Here is a 19,632-nt window from a genome sequence, read left to right on the forward strand (position 1 = left end):
CAGGCTCCCAATCATTGAAAGTCTTTCCATGACCAGCACGCAGCGTTTTATGAGCAGCATTTCCACCCCGCAATCGGAGAAAAGACCGGTTTCCGATACGCGTCATGGCATAACCCGCATCGATAACTATGCCTGGATGCGTGCGGAAAACTGGCAGGATGTCTTCAGGGATCCGTCCACACTTGATCCGGCAATTCGTGCGCATCTCGATCATGAAAACAGCTATCAGGCCGCCTTGATGGCCGACACCAAGGAACTCCAGGGCAAGCTCTTCGATGAAATGAAGGGACGCATCAAGGAAGATGATTCCTCTGTCCCCTCAAAGGATGGTCCCTATGCGTACGGCACATCCTACAAGACCGGCGGCCAGCAGCCGCGGTTTTTCCGGACACCACGCGATGGCGGGCCGGAAACGATGCTCCTTGACGGCGATTTCGAGGGAGAAGGCAAGGCCTATTTCCGCCTCGCCTCGGCCGATCACTCCCCCGATCACAACAAGATGATCTGGGGATTCGATGACAAGGGGTCGGAGTTCTTCACGCTCAGGGTCCGCGATCTTGGAACGTTGCAGGATGCGGCTGACACAGTCAGCGATACGACCGGCGGCGGTGTATGGAACGCCCAGTCGAACGGCTTCTACTACACGCGGGTCGATGCCAACCACCGGCCGTCGCGGCTGTTCTACCACCAGCTTGGCGAGCCCGAGAGCGAGGACCGGCTGATCCACGAGGAAAAGGATCCGGGCTTCTTCCTCGGCGTTGGCGGCAGTACGTTGAACGACTTCATCTTCGTTGACATGCACGACCACGAAACCTCGGAAATCTGGCTCCTTCCTGCCAATGACGCGCCCGCAGAGCCCAAGCTCGTGGCCGAACGGCAGACGGGTGTTGAATATAGCCTGACGGAAGGCGGGGATGTCTTCTACATCCTGACCAATGCCGACGGCGCCAAGGATTTCAAGATCATGAGCGCGCCGGTAACCGCGCCGGGACCAGCCAACTGGACCGAAGTCGTCGCCCACAAATCCGGGCGGCTGCTGCTCGGACATTCCGCCTATACCAACCACCTCGTGTGGCTCGAACGCGAAAATGGCCTGCCACGTATCGTTATTCGCGACCGGACGTCCAGCGAGGAACATTCCATCGCCTTCGACGAGGAGGCCTATGCGCTCGGTCTGCAGGGCTGCGCAGAATATGACACGGAAGTCATCCGCTTCTCCTATTCCTCGATGACCACCCCGTCGCAACTCTACGACTACAATATGCGCACGCGTGAGCGGACATTGTTGAAGACGCAGGAGGTCCCGTCCGGCCACAACCCCGACGACTATGTGACGCGCCGCCTGCTCGCTCCTGCACCGGATGGCGAAATTGTTCCCATTTCAATCCTCTACCACCGTGACACGAAGATCGACGGTACTGCGCCATGCCTGCTTTATGGCTATGGGTCTTATGGCATCACCATCCCGGCGAGTTTCAACACCAATTGCCTGTCATTGGCCGATCGCGGCTTCATCTATGCCATCGCCCATATCCGCGGCGGCAAGGACAAGGGCTATGACTGGTACGAGAACGGCAAGCGCCTGAAGAAGATGAACACGTTTACCGACTTCATCGCCGCCTCCCGCCATCTCGCTGAACAAGGGTTCACCAGCCATGACCGCATCGTTGCGCAGGGCGGCTCCGCCGGCGGCATGCTCATGGGCGCCATCGCCAATATGGCGCCGGGTAATTTCGGCGGCATCATCGCGGAAGTGCCGTTCGTTGATGTCATCAGTACGATGCTTGACGACACCTTGCCCCTCACCCCGCCGGAGTGGACAGAATGGGGTAATCCGATTACCTCGGCAACCGACTATGCGACCATGTCTTCCTATTCGCCCTACGACAATGTCGCTGCACAGGACTATCCGCCGATCCTGGCGGTTGCAGGCCTTACCGACCCGCGTGTCACCTATTGGGAACCAGCGAAGTGGGTAGCGAAGCTGCGCGAGATCAAGACGGACGACAATCCGGTGCTGTTCCGTATCAATATGGACGCAGGTCACGCCGGCGCATCCGGCCGTTTCTCGAGGCTCGAGGAAGTCGCCTATGTCTATGCTTATGCGCTGAAGCTCACCGGAAAAACGCAAATGTGATCGGCCCGGGCGGAAACTTGAAGCCTTTCCGCTCCGTAGCTACGCCCGATCACTGGAATTCAGACGCAATTTCGCGGCAATTTCGGTATGATCGGCCCCTAAGAGCCCGTCTCGAAACTCGCGGCGGCGAGGCATATGGCGTGGTTTTCGAGAACCGGAGCAGAGCGTATTTAAAGTACGAGAGCACCGGAAGCGCAGAAAATCGCGTCAGACGGCCGCCGTAGCAGAGTTTCCAAACGGGCTCAGGATTTCGGAGAATTTGAGATGAAAAGCAGCACACTTGTCCTGATGCTCGGTCTTGGTTTCCTGGCCCAACCTGTCCTCACCCTTGTGGATGCCGGCGAGGTCCAGGCCGCTGTTCGCAAGAATGTCAGCGAATATGCCGGCCAGCGCTGCAACCCGCCGCCACGCGGCAGCGGAGTGATCATCGGGCGTTTCCAGGGTTATATGGACTCCCCGATCATTTCCAACGGCGATTCGCGCTGGCCCGTCTCGGCCTACCGCTGCTTCCGTTCCTTCGACGAATGCCGGGGCTGGCTCTACACGATGCAGAGCAAATACATCGCCTCGACATCCAATACGATCGCCTGCGAACGGCGCTGAGTTATGGCATGTTCATTGTGCGTGGTTCGACAAGCTGCCAACCCTCTGCCTGCTTGAAGAGCCTGTTTGGAAAGTCGCTGCGGTCTAAGCGGGCCGGCCGTTCCAGACGATCTGGCTGACATCGAGTTTCTTCGGCAGGATCTTCAGGTCGAAGAACTCGTCTGCAAGCGCCTGCTGATAGGCCACCGCTTCAGGCGATACCGCCGCTACACGGCCGAGATCAGCGCCCTTGCGTGTCAGGACAACTCTCTGAATGTCTTCCGGCACGCCGGTGATCTTTGACAGGGTCCTGATCGTCTCGTCGAGATTATCCTGCGCTCCTTTGCCCACGATTGCCAATTCGTCGAGAACCCCGGCCAGCACATCGCCATGCGCCGCCGTGAAATCGCCATTGCTGAGGAAATACGACCAGGAATCGACGATCCCTTCGGCCGTCGCCAGCACCCGCGTTTCCGGCCGCTTTTCAGCCACGGCGAAGAAGGGATCCCAGATTGCCCAGGCATCGATCTGCCCGGCCGTGAAGGCCGCGGCCGCATCGGACGGCGAAAGGTCGGACGCGTTGACGTCCGTGATGGCGAGACCAGCCGAGCGCAACGCCTTGACTGTGAAATTATGGGCGCTCGATCCGCGCTTGAAGGCGACGCGCTTGCCCTTGAGATCAGCAATCGACTGGATGGGTGAATCCTTGCGGACCAGGATCGCCGATCCGGCCGGTGATCCTCTGTAGGTTCCTGCATAGACAAGGTTTCCGCCCGCGGCCTGCGCGAAAAGCGGCGGCACGTCGCCCGTCGGTCCAAAATCGATGGCGCCTGCTCCAAGCGCTTCGAGGAGCGGCGGCCCGGAGGAGAATTCCGCCCAGCTTACCTCGACACCACGCTCCTTGAAGCGTCGCTCCAGTGCTCCTTGCCCCTTTGCCAGAGCCAGCACTCCGTTCTTCTGCCAGCCGATACGCAATGTCTTCAACGGCTCCGAAGCCGCGCGAGCGGAGAATGGCAAGGCTGCAGCGGTGGCGGCGCCACCCAAAAGTGCGAGTGTTTGTCTGCGGTTGAACATTGGAGCATCCCTTTCCATGGCCTTGGCGCCGCCCACGCTGGCGCCTTGCCTGAAAGCATGGCGCAAACGGCCGGTTCCATCGACGTTGGAATTATCGAACAATGGCAGATGCGGGGAAAATCATGCCCGGTGCACATGGCCGCGGTGAAATCACTTCGCGGCGGGATACCCATTCGGATGCGCCGGCACAGCCTTGAGATACGCGGAAATAGCGTCGCGATCTGCCGCGTCGAGATGTGCCGTGTTGAGCACCACATCGGCCATCGAAGAGCCGAGTGAGTCGAAATCCGGTGTAAAGCCGCTTTCCAGCGCATAGGCAATGTCTTGGGCGGACCAGCTATCGATACCGCCTTCGCCGCCGGTAATATTCGGGACGACGCCCTTGCCTTCCGCCGCCGTCGCGCCCGCCAGCCATTGTGCCTTGTCCATGCCGCCAATGGCATTGCGCGGTGTGTGGCATTCGCCGCAATGGCCGGGTCCTTCGACGAGATATTGCCCGCGCCTGACCGCATCGCTCGCATTGGCAATCGTCAGAACTGGCTCCGGGAAGAGGTAGAGCCGTTTCCACAGGCCAAGCCCGCGCCGGACATTGAACGGGAAGCTCAGCTTGTGCGGCCCGGCTACATTCTCGGAAGGCGGCAATGTCTTCAGGTAGGCATAAAGGTCAGCGATATCCTGCACCTGCATGCGGGCGTATGAGGTGTAGGGAAATGCCGGATAGTAGTGCCTGCCACCTGGAGAGACCCCCTCCATCATGGCGTTGGCGAGGTTTTCGAAGGACCAGTCGCCAATACCCTGCTTTGACGGGGAAATATTGGGCGCCACGAATGTGCCGAACGGCGTAACGAGATTGCGGCCGCCAGCGAGCACAAGCCTTGCTTCGCCCTTGGCGCCGGGCGCGGCGTGGCAGGAAGCGCAACCGCCCTGCCAGAAGATGCTCATTCCGCGCTGCGGATCACCCGGAGCTGTCGCCGCTAGCCGCGCCGGATCGAGATGGGATGGAGTCGTGAGGAACCAGAAGCCGGTGCCGCCAACAAGCGCCAGCAGGAGGACGAGCAGTCCAAACTTGCGCATCATTCGAGGCACCCAGAGTTTTTCAGAGTTCGTTCGGGAAGTCGCTGCGGGTCAATCCTTCTTGATACGGAAAGCCTTATGGCAGGCTGCGCAATTCTCGGTCACCTGATTGAAGGCGACCTTGAAGCTTTCGAGGTCCTTCGGCTCTGCAGCGGCAACCTCTGCGGCGTCCTTCTTGTATTTGGCCAGCGCAGCGACAAAGCCGGCATTGTCTTCCCAGATCTTTGGCGACGCGGTTGTTTCGGCACCCTTGTCCGAGCCAGCCGGAAACAGCTTCGCCGCATCGATCATCTGGGCGTCCTCATTGAGGTGCTTGAGCGCTGCAATGACTGCTGCCGCATCGAATGGCTTTTCGCCCTTGATGATGGGTGTGATGCTGCCCACGGTCTTGCCCTGATCCTTCATGATTGCCTGGCGGTCTTTGATCGGGTCGGCATTGGCGGATACCGACAACAAAGCGATGGCGAGCAAGGGTGCTGCCGCAAAGGAAATCAGTCTGTGCATGGAGTGTCTCCCAACTCTTGTGGCTAAAGATAGTTTGGCTTCAAGGGTTTCCGGTTCGCACTCTAGATTAAAGATCGGGAAAAGCACCCGGACGGCATGATCACATTTTCGTATGTTCGCCGTGTTCAAAATAGAAAAACCCCGGCCTTTGGCCGGGGTCCGTCATACATCAAAAGTCAAATATCACGCTGACACCGCTCCGACGATAGTATGGGTTCCCGTAGTACCCGTCGTAACTGCGATAGTAGCGGGGGCGATCATAACGGCGATAGTAGCGGCGATCCCATCTCCGGTCCCACCTGCGATTATAGTACCTGCGGTCCCATCCATAGTGCCGGCCGCGGTCCCAGCGATTATGCCGGCGATAGTAGCGGCGATCCCACCTGCGGTCCCAGCGGTCGCGGTGCCGCACCTTTTCGATGTTTGGATTGTTGGTGGCCGCTTCAACCGGCTTCTGGAAGGTCATCGGTGCTGCATTTGCCACTTCGACCGATCCAAGGGTGCCAATTGAAATGAAAACGGCGCATATGGCTGAAATCAACTTTCTCATTGTTCCTCCAGTGAATGCCCGCTTGGGAAGGGCCTTCAACACGTTAACGTCCCTAGATCTTTAGACTTAAGTCTAACGCCATGAACGAGAGATGAACAATCACTATTTCGGACCAAAGGATGCACGCCCGCCGATCACTTATCGAATCAGTCAGCTGAGATTCGTTATCTCAAAGCAAGCGGGGATGCCTGTTTCCGGGGCTTTGAAACGGTTGCATAGCCCGGGGAGGCATATTCGATAATGCGGACATTGCCATTAAGTTTGGTGTTGGGGCTCCGGGCCGGGGTCGCGCGAGCGGCACCATTTGCGGGCACAATTGTCAGCCCGACATTCAGTGTCTGGGCACCCGCCGCGGTGATCCCAAAAAATGTTGCAGTGAGGACGAAGAGACAAACGACGGAAGCAAATTTTCCCATAGCCACTCCAGTGAAATTCCAGCATTCAGCAAGAATTTCAATATGTTAACGCCGATACGTTATACTAAAGTATTGTGATTTGCTAGGGCATCGGATCGAACATAGCCCTTGGCCAATAGGCGGCCACGGGCATTCATTGCCCTGCCACAGAGATGAACATGGTCTTCGCGCGTTGTCGAATCAAACTGCCTGTTATTGTTAATGCCGGCGGCGGTGGTTAAATAAAATTTGATATATATTTTAATAAGTTAGCCAAATGCCATCGCGCCTGGGTGGCAAATGACCCGTCAAATTGGTCAGGCCCGCGCGGGGTAACGCGCGGGCCGTCGGACAGTCGTTTAGCGAAGGGGATTAGCCGTGCCTCAGGCCATTTCGCGCTTCAATTCGTTATCCAGATTGGCCAGCATCTCACTCCAGCCCGCATGGTGATTTTCGGGCACGTCACCGCCATCGAGGAAGGCCGCCTGCTCCGTCATCACCAGATGGCAGCCCTTACCGGAGGGTTTGAATTCCACCGTCATCAATCCGCTGAAAATTCGCGTGCCGTCGCGGTCCATGGTTCCCGCTGAAATGATCCGCTCATCCTGCACGATATCCTGATAGGTCTCTCCGCCACGCGGGCCAAAACGGCTGACATCGCCGCCGCCAACGCGGAAATCGAAATGGTCATAGGCCATGAACCATGTCTCTCCCGGATTACCCCAGCGCAACAAAGCATCCTTGTCGGACCAGGCGGCAAAGACGCGGGCCGGCGAAGCGGCATAGGTACGCTCCACCACAATGGTTGCGTGCTGGACAGAACGTTCAGTCATGATCTCCTCCTGCATGATTAATTAAGATACCGCTTAAGTATCACAGCTGTTCGCGATCAGTAATGGATACTTAAGAAATCTCTTAAGTAATTTTTTCACGCTGAAAACGTCTTTCAGTTTGAGAGCCATCACACTGGTTCTGTTGGATGACACCCCGCGATATTCGAGCAGCAGGAAGGCAAGACGATAGGCGAAATTCATTCAGCGGAGGACAAGAGCAATCTTTGCAGGGAAATCATGAAAGGCCTGACCGAGTGGTTCGAAGCGCCGGAGGGAATCATCGCCTGCGCCAAGGCGGTGAGATCGATGCCCATGTTCGCGGCGTCGCTGAATGGACGGGCAAATGGCTTCATCGCGCTATCCGCCCATATCCATTGAGATCTTCATCATTGCCACCCACAAGGCCAGTCATGGCAAGGGGATCGGTCGACAGCTGCTGCAAGCCGCCGAGGATTACGCTATCCAGAATGGTTGCCGTCTGCTTACGGTCAAAACACTCGCTCCGCGGGATGTGGACGAACCGCATCTCGACAGGACGCGCGCTTTCTATCGCAGCAATGGCTTTCTGCCGGCCGAGATATTCCAGACGCTCTGGGCCAAGAGCCACCCTTGCCTTTTCCTGGTCAAGCCGTTGACAGCTCCTCAATCCAGTCGCCGCTAAACCGGTGCAGTCCGCCAATGAATGCAAAACGGCCCCGTCAAGAACGGGGCCGTGTGCACGACTAGCGATAGTGCCACCTGGATAGTTGTGAGAATTGGCGATGCTTATTCAGCAGGCTCGCCATGCCCACGTCAAGCGGCGATAAGCTTAGCCGGCGAAGGTGCGGATCGCGATTGCTGCCTGGATATAATGATGATTGTTTTGAGAACGCTCTTATAGCTGTTTTTTTGCCAATCCTTTCGACAACAAGCTCGGCCCTGCCAGATCCGCACATTCTGACCATAGAGCAGAAGGCGGGTTTGGCATTACGGACCTATGACGCCGATCAATTGCGTCATGTGTTCCCCCTTCAGGAACGCACGACAGCTACGCCATGGGGCGATGGCCAGACAAAGAGTTATCGCGGGCCCCTGCTCAAGGACATCCTGGCCAGAAGCGATATTGCAGGCGCCAGGACATTCGAGATTAGCGCCTTCAATGGTTTCATCAGCATCATCACCGGCGAGGAAATTGATGCCTATTCGCCTATTGTGGCGATCGAACAGGAATGTGACGAGGAAGACAGAACAAACGGGCTTTGCAAGGCGAGCCAGACATACAGGCCGCTGACGATCGAAGATGGTGGCCCTTTCTATCTGATCTGGCGGCTAAAAGACTTGCCTTCAACTTACGTGTTTGGGCGCAAGTCGATTTGGGTGTGGTTCGTTGTGGCTGTACGTCCGTCCCCATGACACGCATCCTCCATCGACTGATCGCTATCGGTCTCTATGCATGTCTCTTCATGTCCGTCTTCCTGGGTGTCTGGTCGCTGCTGCGCACCGATACTTACCGGCAGGAAACCGATCTCATCCTCAGCCAGGCGGCAGAAATCCGGTGGCGTGTATCCCAGTCAAAAGAATACGCAGTCCGCATCAGCGGATACCTGGAACTAGCCTCGAAGACAGGCGAAAGGAACCCCGCCTTGTGGCAGAACGTCCAGCTTCTGCGTTTCAACCTGAATTTGCTAACGCAACTGTCCTACGTTCCCAGCTTTGTCGATGCCCGCAACATGGCCAGCCTCCAGCAAGCCATTCTATTGCTCGATACCAAGATCGCGCCAGCGGCTTTTGCCCCCGAAGATTATCAAACCGCGCTGCAATCCATCGGGATCATCGACTGCAACCTCGCCCGAGTGAATGGCGCAACGATCGACTATAGCCAGGCATTGAGCGCGACGGCGCATGTGGCAATCGATGCTGCATTCAACCGGCTCGTTTTCTTCGGCGCACTTTCAGTACTCCTCATGAGCACAGTTGCTTTCGCTCAATTCACCAGAATGAGCCGCACGAAGGAGCATATTCGGTCATTCTCGATGCTCTTTGCTCACATGACCGGACGCGCATCACCGCCCTGCGACTGTTCCTTGGCTATCTCGATGACAACTCGCTGCCGCCGCCCGAAATGACCGAGGCCGCCTTGCATACAATTCTGGAGCTCAATTCGATTACCGAAGCGCTGATGACAATTGGCCATGCCCGCTCGGAAACGCAACTCGCACCACTCGGTACGCTGATTGATGCGATCGCCAGAACCTGCAAACTCCGTATCATCGTCGAGGCCGACAGCGAGGCGCGTACGGTTACCGTCCCCACTTCGCAGTTTCATCTGGTGATCGACGAACTGCTTGGCAACGCCATCAACGCCGTTGCAGCCCAGACCGAACCGGCCATCTCGATCAAGGCCAGCGTGCGACCGCGCCTGCTCAGGCGTGCGCAACTCAGTTCCGCGCCCGGCAGGGGCACTTCAGTGCGGATCACCTATTTGATCTGATTCAACAAAAACGGCCCTGTTTGTGACGGGGCCGTTGCGCTTGTTCAGATGTTGGACCGTTGGAAACTCGCTGCGGCGAGGCATATGGCGTGGTTTTCGAGAACCGGAGCGCAGCGTACGTAAAGTACGTGAGCCTGGGTGAGCGCAGAAAATCGCGTCAGATGACCGCCGCAGTAGAGTTTCTATTTGGCCTTTTCGTAGAGTTCCAGAACATAATCCCAGTTGATCAGGTTATCGACGAAGGCCTCGAGATATTTCGGGCGGGCATTGCGGTAGTCGATGTAATAGGAGTGCTCCCAGACATCGACGCCGAGGATCGGCGTTGCGCCATGAACCAGCGGGTTTTCTCCGTTCGGGGTCTTGGAGATTTCCAGCTTGCCGTCCTTGACCGAGAGCCAGGCCCAGCCGGAGCCGAACTGCGTGGTGCCGGCATTGATGAAATCGGCACGGAACTTGTCATAGCCGCCGAGGTCCGATTCAACTACTTTTTCGAGCGCGCCAGGCAGCTTGTTGCCGCCGCCACCCTTCTTCAGCCAATGCCAGAAATGCAGGTGGTTGTAATGCTGGCCGGCATTGTTGAAGAGGCCGGCATTCTTGCCATAGGACTGCTTGACGATTTCTTCGAGCGAAAGGTTCTCGAGACCGGCTTCGGCAGCCAGTTTGTTGCCGTTGTCAACGTAAGCCTTGTGGTGCTTGTCGTGATGATATTCCAGCGTTTCACGCGACATGTAGGGAGTGAGCGCATCGTAATCATACGGCAGTGCGGGCAATTCGAAAGCCATGGAAGTCTCCTCTTCGATAAACTGTGACCGGATTGGCGGCCCGAATGGGCTCCGGTTTGGGATGGTTGCCAATCCTGACAAAACCTGCGTTGGTTACATAGGTCCCAATTGCTTTTGGAGCAATGCGAAACGGATCAATATTTCCACCTCGCCTTGTTTGAGGGTTAAATTTTCGGCGTCGAGTGCGCAAACTCCCAATAAAGCTCCCTCGCCTTCTTGGCGATCGGACCCGGCTGGAGATCGCGATCTTCAATACGGGTAACGGGAACGACCTTCGAATGGTTCCCAGTCGAGAAAATCTCGTCGGCGTTCAGGAAATCCTGCACGCTCAGCGTCGTTTGTGTGGTGCGGAAGCCATAATCCGCAAGCACATCGATGGTGCGCTTGCGGGTGATGCCGGAGAGAAAAGTTCCATTGGGCGCGGGCGTGAAAATATGCCCGTCCTTGACTAGGAAAATGTTTGAAGTTCCCGTCTCGGCGACATTGCCGAGCATGTCGAGCACCAGTGCATTGTCGAAGCCGCGCGACTTGGCTTCAAGGATGGCGCGGCCATTGTTGGGATAGAGACATCCTGCCTTGGCATCAGTCGGCATGGTCTCGAAGGTCGGACGGCGGAACGGCGAAACGCTGATCGAAAAACCGCTCGGGGCGATCATCGGCGCTTCGTAGAGGCACAGGCAGAACCGCGTCGAGGCCGGATCGGAGGGCACGCCCATGTAGCCGCCATGCTCGGCCCAGTACATCGGCCGGATATAGACCGCCGTATTGCCGTCGAACTTCTTCAACCCGTCATGGGTCAGGCCGACAATCTCCTCGGTGCTCATGGTCGGATTGAGGCCAAGCGCGATCGCCGATGTATTGACGCGGGCCGCGTGACGATCGAGATCGGGCGCAACGCCCTCGAACCAGCGTGCACCGTCAAATACGGTCGAGGCGAGCCACATCGCGTGGCTGCGCGGGCCGATCAGGGGAATATTCCCTTCATACCAGTCACCATCGACATAGGTCCACGTCAGCGTCTGGGCTTGAGTATTGACCGCCATGATCTTGATTCCGTTTCTGCTTGCCGTTGTTCCTAAGAGCCCGTTTGGAAAGGCGCTGCGGTGAAGCAGATGACGTGATTTTCGAGAACCGGAGCATAGCGTACTCAAAGTACGCGAGCACCGGAAGCACAGAAAATTGCGTCAGATGGCCACCGCAGTAGACTTTCAAGACGGACTCTTATCGAAAGACCATTCGACGGCTAGGTCAATGGCCTCTGTCGATTCGACTAACCTGATTCTGCTTTCGGCAGGCTGCAGCGATCCGCAATATGCTGCCTCACAAAGTGTTTATCCGCAGTTGAACGGGCATAATCGCTTGCACCCCGGCTTTCTGTTGCTGCGGTGCAACAGTCGCCGCCCCGCCTTGTTTGAGCCCTATTGTAAACGGTTAGCCGCCATATGCATTGTGCGATTAGGGCTCGTCAATTTCCGCAGTCCTCTCCGCCACGAATTTGGTTCAATGATGCAAAACACAATCTCCCGCCGCGGCTTTCTTGCTGCAATGGCTGCTACAGCGGCAGCCGGTCTCGCAGGCTGCGCCCAGATCCCCGGCGATTTGCCGGTGATCCAGGTCGACGATTACGGCAATCCGCTCAGGCAGCCACAAATGGATGTCGACCCGGCGTTCGCGTCCTATGCGGCAATGTATTCAGCACGCGAAGATGACGGGTATCAGCTGCCGGCGATCCCGATCGAGAAGATGGACAAGCGCTATCTGCGCCAGATCGTCCAGGATCCGACCGGCGAACAGCCAGGTACGATCGTCGTCGATACCAACGACAAGTTTCTCTATCTGGTGCGCGAAGGCGGCCAGGCCATCCGCTATGGTGTCGGTATCGGCAAGGAAGGTTTCGCCTGGTCCGGACGCGCCGTGATCCAGTGGAAGCGCCATTGGCCCAAGTGGACGCCGCCGGACGAGATGGTTGCCCGCCAGCCGGAACTGGTCAAATACAGCGCACGGAATGGCGGCATGGAGCCCGGCCTCAAAAACCCGCTTGGCGCCCGCGCTCTTTATATTTTCCAGAATGGTGTCGATACGCTCTATCGCCTGCACGGCTCGCCGGAATGGTGGTCGATCGGCAAGGCGGTTTCCTCCGGCTGCGTCCGCCTGATCAATCAGGACATCATCGACCTCTACGACCGCGTTCCGAACAAGTCGCCGGTGCTGGTGATCTAGGCTCAAGGCACTCAAGAGTACGAAAGTCCGGCACGTCAGTCCGCCGGACTTTTTTGTCGAGGCATCCCGCTTTGGCCAACAGTTCTGTAACCGTAACGTACTTGGATTCATACTTTTGTTAGCTTTCCCTCGCCGGCAGGCATCCGGTCCTCCGAAGGGAAAAGTTATATGACCACGTTCGGCCCCACCAAAAAATCGTCCGATACAGATACTCCACGCAACGTCAATCGCCGCGGCCTCCTGCTTGGTGCGACGGCACTGGCCGCGACATCGGTAGCGGCATCGATTTCATCGGTCCGGACAGCGCAGGCGCAGCAGCAACCGGCTGCCCCAGGCGGGAAACAGCCGAATATCCTTGTCATCTTCGGTGACGATGTCGGCATCGCGAATATCAGTGCCTATACCCACGGACTTATGGGCTATCCCACGCCGAACATTGACCGCATCGGCCGTGAGGGCGTCATGTTCCTCCACTACTATGGCGAGCAGTCGTGCACTGCTGGCCGCGCAGCATTCCTCACCGGCCAACATGGCATCCGCACAGGTCTGACCAAGGTCGGCTTCCCCGGCGCGCCGATGGGCATGAGCCAGCTGGACCCCTCCATTGGCGGCCTTCTCAAGAACCTTGGCTATGCCACCGGCCAGTTCGGCAAGAACCATGTCGGCGACCGCAACGAAACGCTGCCGACAGTCAATGGATTTGATGAATTCTTCGGCAACCTCTACCATCTGAATGCCGAAGAAGAGCCGGAATTGCCGGATTATCCCAAGGACCCCGCCTACCTAGCCAAGTTTGGGCCGCGCGGCGTTCTGAAGTGCAAGGCAACCGACACCGACGACACTACCGTCGATCCGCGTTTCGGCAAGATCGGCAAGCAAACCATCGAGGACACCGGGGCGCTGACCAAGAAGCGCATGGAAACGATCGACGACGAAACATCGGCTGCGGCGATCGATTTCATGAAGCGGCAGCAATCCGCAGGCAAGCCGTTTTTCTGCTGGTTCAACTCGACACGCATGCACTTGCGCACACATGTCCGTCCCGAACACCGCGGCCGCTACACTCACGGCGACAGCGAGTACATCGATGGCATGCTCGAGCATGACGATACGATCGGCACCATCCTGAAAACACTTGATGACATGGGGATCGCCAACGACACGATCGTTGTCTACACCAGCGACAACGGCCCGCATATGAACAGCTGGCCGGACGGAGCCATGACCTGGTTCCGCTCAGAGAAGAACACGAACTGGGAAGGCGCCTTCCGCGTCCCTTGCCTGGTCCGCTGGCCGGGTGTGATCAAGCCCGGCACAGTCACCAACGAGCTGATGAGCCACAATGACTGGGTTCCCACTCTTTGCGCAGCCGCGGGTGAACCGGACGTCGTCAACAAGCTCAAGGCCGGCTATACGGCCAATGGCATCAACTACAAGGTGCACCTCGACGGTTACGACCAGTCTGAATTCCTGCGCACCGTCAGCGGCACAGTTTCGGAAAACAGCACAGCGAAAAGCGCACGCGACAAGTTTTTCTACTCCGACGATGACGGCTTGCTGGTGGCCATGCGCAAGGGTGACTACAAGTATGTCTATGCGGAGCAGCGCCTTCCCGGGACGATGGGCGTTTGGGCGGAGCCTTTCACGAAACTGCGCCTGCAGAAGATCTACAACCTCTACCAGGATCCGTTCGAGCGGGCTGATATTACGTCCAATACCTTCTGGGATTGGCAGCTCAACCACGTCGGGCAGGTCTACGGCGTCATGGACGAGGTTTTCCAGTTCGTGGAGACGTTCAAGGAGTTCCCGCCGCGCTCATTTCCGCCAAGCTTCGTACCAGCGACGATCATGGAAGATACGCTGGAGGATCTGAAGGATGCACGGAGGCGCGAAGGAGCGAATTGAACTCCTGCCCCACGACCAACTCCGATTGAGGCGATGCCCTCCCGATCGGGAGGGCATTGCCGCTTAGAACCTGACCGTCAGGACGGCTTTCACCGCGTTGTCGCTGGCCCTGTTGGAGAACTGCCCGGTGTAGGTCAGGCCGAGCGTCGTGCTTTTGCCAATGCCGACATCAAATCCCGCCTCGACTATGCCGGTATCTCGCGCGACCGGCAGCCCCTGGACCGTGAAGGGCTGGCCGCCAGCAAAGGCCAACTTTGCCGCCGGCGTTACATCGCCGAAGGCATGGCTCCAGCCAAGCAGCCCTCTCGCCGTCAGGCCAAGCGTGTCGCTCAGGGCAAAGCTGCGTGAGGTGCGAAAGCCGAGTGTCGTCGTCGTCAGGTCGCTCGTTCCTGCCAGCCCGGTCTGATCTCGCCGATCTCCTGAAAGCCGCCCGGCTTCAAATGCACGTAGCTCGCCGCAGCGAAGGGCTCGAAATCGGCATATGGCGTCTTGATTGCATAGCCGAGCTCGCCGAATACCTGCACGATCTTCGCATCATAGGAAGCGCTGTGACTGTTGACGAGATCGCCGAAGACCGCCGTGCGGTCGGTGTCGATCTCATTTTGGGTAAGAGCTGTGCCAAGGCTCAAGCGCAGATTGTCCCACGCGGTGCCGCCATAAAGCCCGATCGAATAGTTGTCGACCGAAGCATTCGAAGCTCCGCTATCGAGCGACGTATTGCCATAACCGGCGAGCACGCCAATGCGCCAATCATCCGCGACCACACCGTCGAGCCCGGTGACGAAGCCGCCGGTGTTGCGGCTGTAGCCCGAGGCATTGCCATCGCCGTCCGCATGCGCCCATCCGCCATACGCCTCGCCTCACAGGGCGGTCGTGGTACAGGCGCTACTGCTGCGAAAGCATCGCTGGTCTTGGCTCGTTGCGCCGGAGCGTAAGCCAGCGGTGACGCTATCACCGCTTGCTCCTTCACGGCTACCCCGTCAAAGGCAGCGCGGATACGATTTTTCGCCGCATTGCCGATCACGCTTGCATCCTTGGCAAGCACGCCGGCGATCGTCGTGGCAACGAGCCCTTCGCTGATACCGGCAGCCACGGCGGCCGGCATTTCCCTGTTGTCGGCAACGACAATCATGTCATGCAGCGGATTGCCGAAGCCGGCGCTGTCGATACCGCGGAGCAGCGCCCGTTCATTGTAGGTCGAACCCACGGATTCAAAGGGGACGCCGTTGCGGGCAAGCGTGGCTTTGACGCTGGTCGCATCTCGCCTTGCGACCATTTCTCCTGCCGCCGCAGTGCCGTGGCTGTCATTGATCAAGACATCATAGTCTCCGGCAATCGAAAATTTGTCACCCGCCTTCCAGGTGCGATTTCTGTTTCCGCTTTCGTACCGCCATCCATAGGCACCATAGATGCCGGTAACGGTCAGAGATGTGACCTTCCCCGATAATTGCGGATGAAATGCGAGAACGCCCGAATCCACTTCTCCAAGAACCACACTCTTGCCCGTAAACCCCAAGGCATAGGCATACTCTGCCTTCACACCCGCCAGGGCGTGATCCTTCAGAAACTCCGGCGTGCGCCAGCTCGTCGCAGCCTCTTCAAAGTCATTGGTTTTGCTGCCATCCGCCATGAAATATTTGCCATCTGCCAGCGCTCCGGAGGGCATTGTGGCAATAGCGATCGCAGCTGCCGACGCAAAGGCAAGCAGTGTGCGGCGGGCGCGATGGAATGAAGGCAATAGCGGAGAATGGACGGAATCCGCCCTTGGAAATGCATACATGAAAAGCGTCCTTTAAAAAAAATCAGGCAATATGAACTACAAAACTGGCTGATGCAGCCTTGCGGTTGTGTACCGTTGTGTCAACTGCCTGAATTCGAGGCACGGTTAATTAATATGCATGTTGCAAAAAAATACACAATTTCAAGTTGTTATATTGATAGCGTGATCGCGCAGGTTGCCGGCGTTCAGCGCCGGCTCAGGCTTCCCAGAATGCCGCGAACCAGCGCCCGTCCGAGCGAGTTTCCCACCGAGCGGACAACGGATTTCATTGCGGCTTCCGCGACCGTCTGCCGGCCGCGGGGTGCGCCGCCGCGCGGACCTGGCTGGCCGCCGCCGAGAATGTCGGGAAGGCTCCAGCCGCTGGTGCTGTCCGCCTCTTGGGTTTGCTTCGCCTCGGCCTCGGTTTTCGTCTGCTCGGCCTTTTTCTGCAGGAGTTCGTAGGCCGATTCGCGGTCGACCATTTCGTCATAGAGCCCGGCGACCGGGCTCGCATTGATCAGGCCCTGGCGTTCATCGCTCGTCAGCGGTCCGATGCGTCCCGCGGGCGGACGCATCAGCGTCCGCTGCACCATGGACGGCACGCCCTTGTCGGCAAGCGTCGAGACGAGTGCCTCGCCGGTCGCAAGGTTGGTGATCGTCTCGAACGTGTTGAAATCCGGATTGGGGCGGAACGTGTCGGCCGCGGTTTTCACCGCATTCTGCTCGCGCGGCGTGTAGGCCCGCAATGCATGCTGCACGCGGTTGCCAAGCTGCGCCAGCACTGTCTCCGGCACGTCCAGCGGGTTCTGCGAGATGAAGAAGACGCCGACCCCCTTGGAACGGATCAGGCGAACCACCTGCTCGACGCGGGTAAGCAATGCCTTCGGCGCCTCGTTGAAGAGCAGATGCGCCTCGTCGAAGAAGAAGACCAGGCGCGGCTTGTCCGGGTCGCCGATTTCCGGCAGCTCCTCAAAAAGTTCCGACAGGAGCCACAGCAGAAACGTCGAGTAGAGGCGCGGGTTCATCATCAGCTTGTCAGCGGCAAGAACGCTGACGAGACCGCGGCCATTCGTATCGGTGCGCATGATATCGGCGATCTTCAGCGCCGGTTCACCGAAGAACTTGGTACCGCCCTGCTGTTCCAGCACCAGCAGCGAGCGCTGGATCGCCCCGACCGAGGGCTTGGTGACATTGCCGTATCGGGCAGAGATTTCCTCGGCCCGTTCCGCGATGTTGACGAGCAGAGCCTGCAGGTCCTTCATGTCGAGGAGCAGGAGCCCCTCCTCGTCGGCGATCTTGAAGGCGATGTTGAGCACGCCTTCCTGCGCTTCGGTCAAGTTCATCAGCCGTGACAGCAGCAAGGGTCCCATTTCCGAAATCGTTGAGCGGATGGGGTGGCCCTGTTCGCCGAAAATGTCCCAGAAGATGACCGGCGAGGCGCCAAACTCATAGGGGTCGAGCTTGACCTCGGCAGCGCGCTTCAAAAGGAAGTCCTTCTCCTCACCTTTCGCGCCGATCCCCGAAAGGTCGCCCTTGATGTCGGCGCAGAACACCGGAACGCCGGCTTCAGAGAACCCCTCAGCCAAAACTTGCAGAGAGACTGTCTTACCTGTCCCGGTTGCACCGGTGATCAGACCATGGCGGTTGCCGAATTTCAGCAGCAACGATTCGGCTTGGCTGTAGGAGTTGTCGGGCTTGCGGCTTGCACCAAGGAAAATGCTGTCAGCGGCCATATCGTCTTGTCCTCGTCCCGTTGGTGTCACTCAGACTCTCATCCACGGTATAAACAGCCAATCCGGAACGGACAATGGTCAAGCAATTCTTCGCGGCCGGAAAATTGGATGCGCCAGCCGGTATCCCGGATTGAAGTCGAACCAAACCGTGCCAATTCGGCACGCGCCGAAGGGATTCCCGCACAGGAAAAAGCGAAACCGGTACAGGAATTTCATCGTCCAATTGCAATTTGATTGTACGCGGTTGCGAGGCTGGTCCAGATTGACGCAGACCCTTGTGCGGGAGAGAATTCCCGCATATTACGTAAACGTAATTCATGATAGACGGGAGATTAGGCTCATGGACGAACTCATCGCGCGCATTTCCGCCAATGTCGGCACCGACCCCGCAACGGCGACCAAGGCCGTTGGCCTGATTCTGGCGTTCCTGCAAAAAGAAGGTCCGGCCGACAAGGTGGGCCAGCTCATCGCCGGCTTTCCGGGTGCGGAAGCCGCCATCGCCGAAGCCCAGGGTAGCGGCGGCCTGCTTTCCGGCCTGATGCCGGGTGTCATGGGCCTTGGCTCCAAGCTGATGGGCATTGGACTCGGCATGGGCGAAATCACCGGAATTTCCAAGGAAACCATTGCTTTTGCTCGGGAAAAGGCTGGCAGCGGTCCGGTCGACGAGGTGGTCAACTCCATTCCTGGATTGAGCCAGTTCGTCTGATCGAACAGTCTAGCCTAGACAAAAGTGCGCGTCCCTGAGGCGCGCACTTTTACGTTTCAGGTCCGGTTGATCGAGACGCCGCCATCGGCCAGCATCGCCGATCCGGTGGTAAAGCTCGATGCGTCGGAGGCGAGATAAAGAACCGAGCGGGCGATTTCGGCCGGCGTCGCACGGCGCTTAAGCGCATGTAATCCTTCAACAAATGCGAGCTTCTCCGGCGTGTCTACCCAGGCTTCTGCGAGGCTTGTGGCCGTACCGCCCGGCAGGATGGCGTTGACCCTGATCCCCTGCGGACCGAATTCTACCGCTAACGTCTTCATCAGGCCGATCACACCGGCCTTGCTGGCAGCATAAGCTGCCGTTCCTGGCATTCCTGCCGTATGACCGACGAAAGTCGACGTGAAGATCAGCGAGCCGCCTCCGCGCCTCTGCATCGCCGGGATCTGGTACTTCGCTCCGAGGAAGGAGCCCGTCAGGTTGACGTCCAGCGCCTCGCGCCAGCCTTCGAGCGACACTCCCGGCGTTGGCCCCATCTCGCCATTGGCGCCGGCATTGTTGAACGCGATATCCAGTCCGCCAAACCGGCTTTCTGCCAATTCAACCAAGGACTTGGCATAGTCCTCATCCCGGACATCGCCAGCCTGCGCAACTGCATTTCCCCCGTCCCGTTCGATCACCGCAACCAGCTTATCCAGCTCTGGCTGGCGGCGTGCGGCGACAATGACATTCGCTCCTTCGCTGGCGAAGAGCCTTGCCGTTTCATAGCCGATACCGGAGCTCGCGCCGGTGACGATAGCGGTCTTATCTTTGAGCATACCCATGATTCCTGCCTTTCAGACTTTCTGTTCGACCACAGGAATTTCACATCCGATCGGGCCCGACCACCCGAAACCTGCGCATCGATATTG

At 58.1% G+C, this 19,632-nt stretch carries 20 protein-coding genes and 1 pseudogene; 10 read left to right on the forward strand and 11 right to left on the reverse strand.

Annotated elements, in window-relative coordinates; genetic code table 11:
• The first annotated feature begins 49 nt into the window (after positions 1-49).
• Positions 50-2,137, forward strand: a complete 2,088-nt coding sequence (locus CU102_RS00520; RefSeq protein ID WP_106709407.1) for a S9 family peptidase — start codon at positions 50-52, stop codon at positions 2,135-2,137.
• A 264-nt stretch (positions 2,138-2,401) separates the two neighbouring features.
• On the forward strand, positions 2,402-2,740 hold the full coding sequence (locus CU102_RS00525; protein WP_106709018.1) for a metallophosphoesterase: 339 nt from the start codon (positions 2,402-2,404) through the stop codon (positions 2,738-2,740).
• 84 nt (positions 2,741-2,824) lie between these two features.
• Here CU102_RS00525 and CU102_RS00530 read toward each other — a convergent pair whose 3' ends face one another.
• The 5 genes from CU102_RS00530 to CU102_RS00555 all read right to left on the reverse strand — a co-directional run bounded on the left by CU102_RS00530 (position 2,825) and on the right by CU102_RS00555 (position 7,149).
• Entirely contained in the window at positions 2,825-3,793 is a 969-nt protein-coding gene (locus CU102_RS00530) for an aliphatic sulfonate ABC transporter substrate-binding protein (protein ID WP_106709408.1), read from the reverse strand.
• 150 nt (positions 3,794-3,943) lie between these two features.
• Positions 3,944-4,870 (reverse strand): c-type cytochrome, encoded by a 927-nt coding sequence (locus CU102_RS00535; RefSeq protein WP_106709019.1) that lies wholly within the window; start codon positions 4,868-4,870, stop codon positions 3,944-3,946.
• 48 nt (positions 4,871-4,918) lie between these two features.
• On the reverse strand, positions 4,919-5,371 hold the full coding sequence (locus CU102_RS00540) for a c-type cytochrome (protein WP_106709020.1): 453 nt from the start codon (positions 5,369-5,371) through the stop codon (positions 4,919-4,921).
• A 169-nt stretch (positions 5,372-5,540) separates the two neighbouring features.
• Positions 5,541-5,921: a hypothetical protein gene (locus CU102_RS00545; RefSeq protein ID WP_106709021.1), complete on the reverse strand. Its 381-nt coding sequence runs from the start codon at positions 5,919-5,921 to the stop codon at positions 5,541-5,543.
• Between the two features lie 778 nt (positions 5,922-6,699).
• A complete protein-coding gene (locus CU102_RS00555) occupies positions 6,700-7,149 on the reverse strand; it encodes an SRPBCC family protein (protein ID WP_106709409.1) in 450 nt (149 codons plus the stop codon).
• A 237-nt stretch (positions 7,150-7,386) separates the two neighbouring features.
• On the opposite strand from CU102_RS00555, the gene CU102_RS30185 reads away from it, so the two are divergent.
• The 5 genes from CU102_RS30185 to CU102_RS00575 all read left to right on the forward strand — a co-directional run bounded on the left by CU102_RS30185 (position 7,387) and on the right by CU102_RS00575 (position 9,619).
• Positions 7,387-7,527: a hypothetical protein gene (locus CU102_RS30185; RefSeq protein ID WP_245425085.1), complete on the forward strand. Its 141-nt coding sequence runs from the start codon at positions 7,387-7,389 to the stop codon at positions 7,525-7,527.
• Positions 7,493-7,810 carry a GNAT family N-acetyltransferase gene (locus CU102_RS00560; protein WP_245425086.1) on the forward strand — a complete coding sequence of 106 codons (318 nt, stop codon included), beginning with the start codon at positions 7,493-7,495 and terminating at the stop codon, positions 7,808-7,810. The genes CU102_RS30185 and CU102_RS00560 overlap by 35 nt, the downstream gene beginning before the upstream one ends.
• 299 nt (positions 7,811-8,109) lie before the next feature.
• Entirely contained in the window at positions 8,110-8,541 is a 432-nt protein-coding gene (locus CU102_RS00565) for a hypothetical protein (RefSeq protein ID WP_133624373.1), read from the forward strand.
• Positions 8,538-9,254, forward strand: coding sequence for a hypothetical protein (locus tag CU102_RS00570; protein WP_106709024.1), 717 nt, complete (start codon positions 8,538-8,540; stop codon positions 9,252-9,254). Before CU102_RS00565 ends, CU102_RS00570 begins: the two co-directional genes overlap by 4 nt.
• 11 nt (positions 9,255-9,265) lie before the next feature.
• A complete protein-coding gene (locus CU102_RS00575) occupies positions 9,266-9,619 on the forward strand; it encodes a hypothetical protein (RefSeq protein ID WP_133624371.1) in 354 nt (117 codons plus the stop codon).
• Positions 9,620-9,801: 182 nt separating this feature from the next.
• Here the strand turns inward: CU102_RS00575 and CU102_RS00580 are convergent, their stop codons facing one another.
• Positions 9,802-10,401, reverse strand: coding sequence for a superoxide dismutase (locus CU102_RS00580; protein ID WP_106709026.1), 600 nt, complete (start codon positions 10,399-10,401; stop codon positions 9,802-9,804).
• 164 nt (positions 10,402-10,565) lie between these two features.
• Positions 10,566-11,444, reverse strand: a complete 879-nt coding sequence (locus CU102_RS00585; protein ID WP_106709027.1) for a branched-chain amino acid aminotransferase — start codon at positions 11,442-11,444, stop codon at positions 10,566-10,568.
• 463 nt (positions 11,445-11,907) lie between these two features.
• Between CU102_RS00585 and CU102_RS00590 the strand changes: the two genes are divergently transcribed.
• Both CU102_RS00590 and CU102_RS00595 read left to right on the forward strand, forming a co-directional pair.
• On the forward strand, positions 11,908-12,621 hold the full coding sequence (locus CU102_RS00590) for a L,D-transpeptidase (protein WP_106709410.1): 714 nt from the start codon (positions 11,908-11,910) through the stop codon (positions 12,619-12,621).
• Between the two features lie 168 nt (positions 12,622-12,789).
• The gene (locus tag CU102_RS00595) at positions 12,790-14,526 is read left to right on the forward strand and encodes an arylsulfatase (protein WP_106709028.1); all 1,737 of its coding nucleotides are present in this window, start codon (positions 12,790-12,792) and stop codon (positions 14,524-14,526) included.
• A gap of 63 nt (positions 14,527-14,589) precedes the next feature.
• On the opposite strand, the gene CU102_RS31045 is transcribed toward CU102_RS00595, so the two are convergent.
• The 3 genes and pseudogenes from CU102_RS31045 to CU102_RS00610 all read right to left on the reverse strand — a co-directional run bounded on the left by CU102_RS31045 (position 14,590) and on the right by CU102_RS00610 (position 18,018).
• A complete protein-coding gene (locus CU102_RS31045) occupies positions 14,590-15,009 on the reverse strand; it encodes an autotransporter outer membrane beta-barrel domain-containing protein (protein ID WP_425351501.1) in 420 nt (139 codons plus the stop codon).
• Positions 14,901-15,323 (reverse strand): annotated as a pseudogene (locus tag CU102_RS30765) (autotransporter outer membrane beta-barrel domain-containing protein); the annotation flags it as partial. The pseudogene CU102_RS30765 and the gene CU102_RS31045, both read right to left, overlap by 109 nt.
• A 1,168-nt stretch (positions 15,324-16,491) precedes the next feature.
• Positions 16,492-18,018, reverse strand: coding sequence for a helicase HerA-like C-terminal domain-containing protein (locus CU102_RS00610; RefSeq protein WP_106709031.1), 1,527 nt, complete (start codon positions 18,016-18,018; stop codon positions 16,492-16,494).
• Between the two features lie 340 nt (positions 18,019-18,358).
• On the opposite strand from CU102_RS00610, the gene CU102_RS00615 reads away from it, so the two are divergent.
• A complete protein-coding gene (locus CU102_RS00615; RefSeq protein WP_106709032.1) occupies positions 18,359-18,724 on the forward strand; it encodes a hypothetical protein in 366 nt (121 codons plus the stop codon).
• 56 nt (positions 18,725-18,780) lie between these two features.
• On the opposite strand, the gene CU102_RS00620 is transcribed toward CU102_RS00615, so the two are convergent.
• Positions 18,781-19,545, reverse strand: coding sequence for an SDR family oxidoreductase (locus tag CU102_RS00620; protein ID WP_106709033.1), 765 nt, complete (start codon positions 19,543-19,545; stop codon positions 18,781-18,783).
• Positions 19,546-19,632 lie beyond the last annotated feature (87 nt).

Origin of the sequence: Phyllobacterium brassicacearum (assembly GCF_003010955.1) — a bacterium.
GTDB classification, from domain to species: Bacteria; Pseudomonadota; Alphaproteobacteria; order Rhizobiales; family Rhizobiaceae; genus Phyllobacterium; species Phyllobacterium brassicacearum.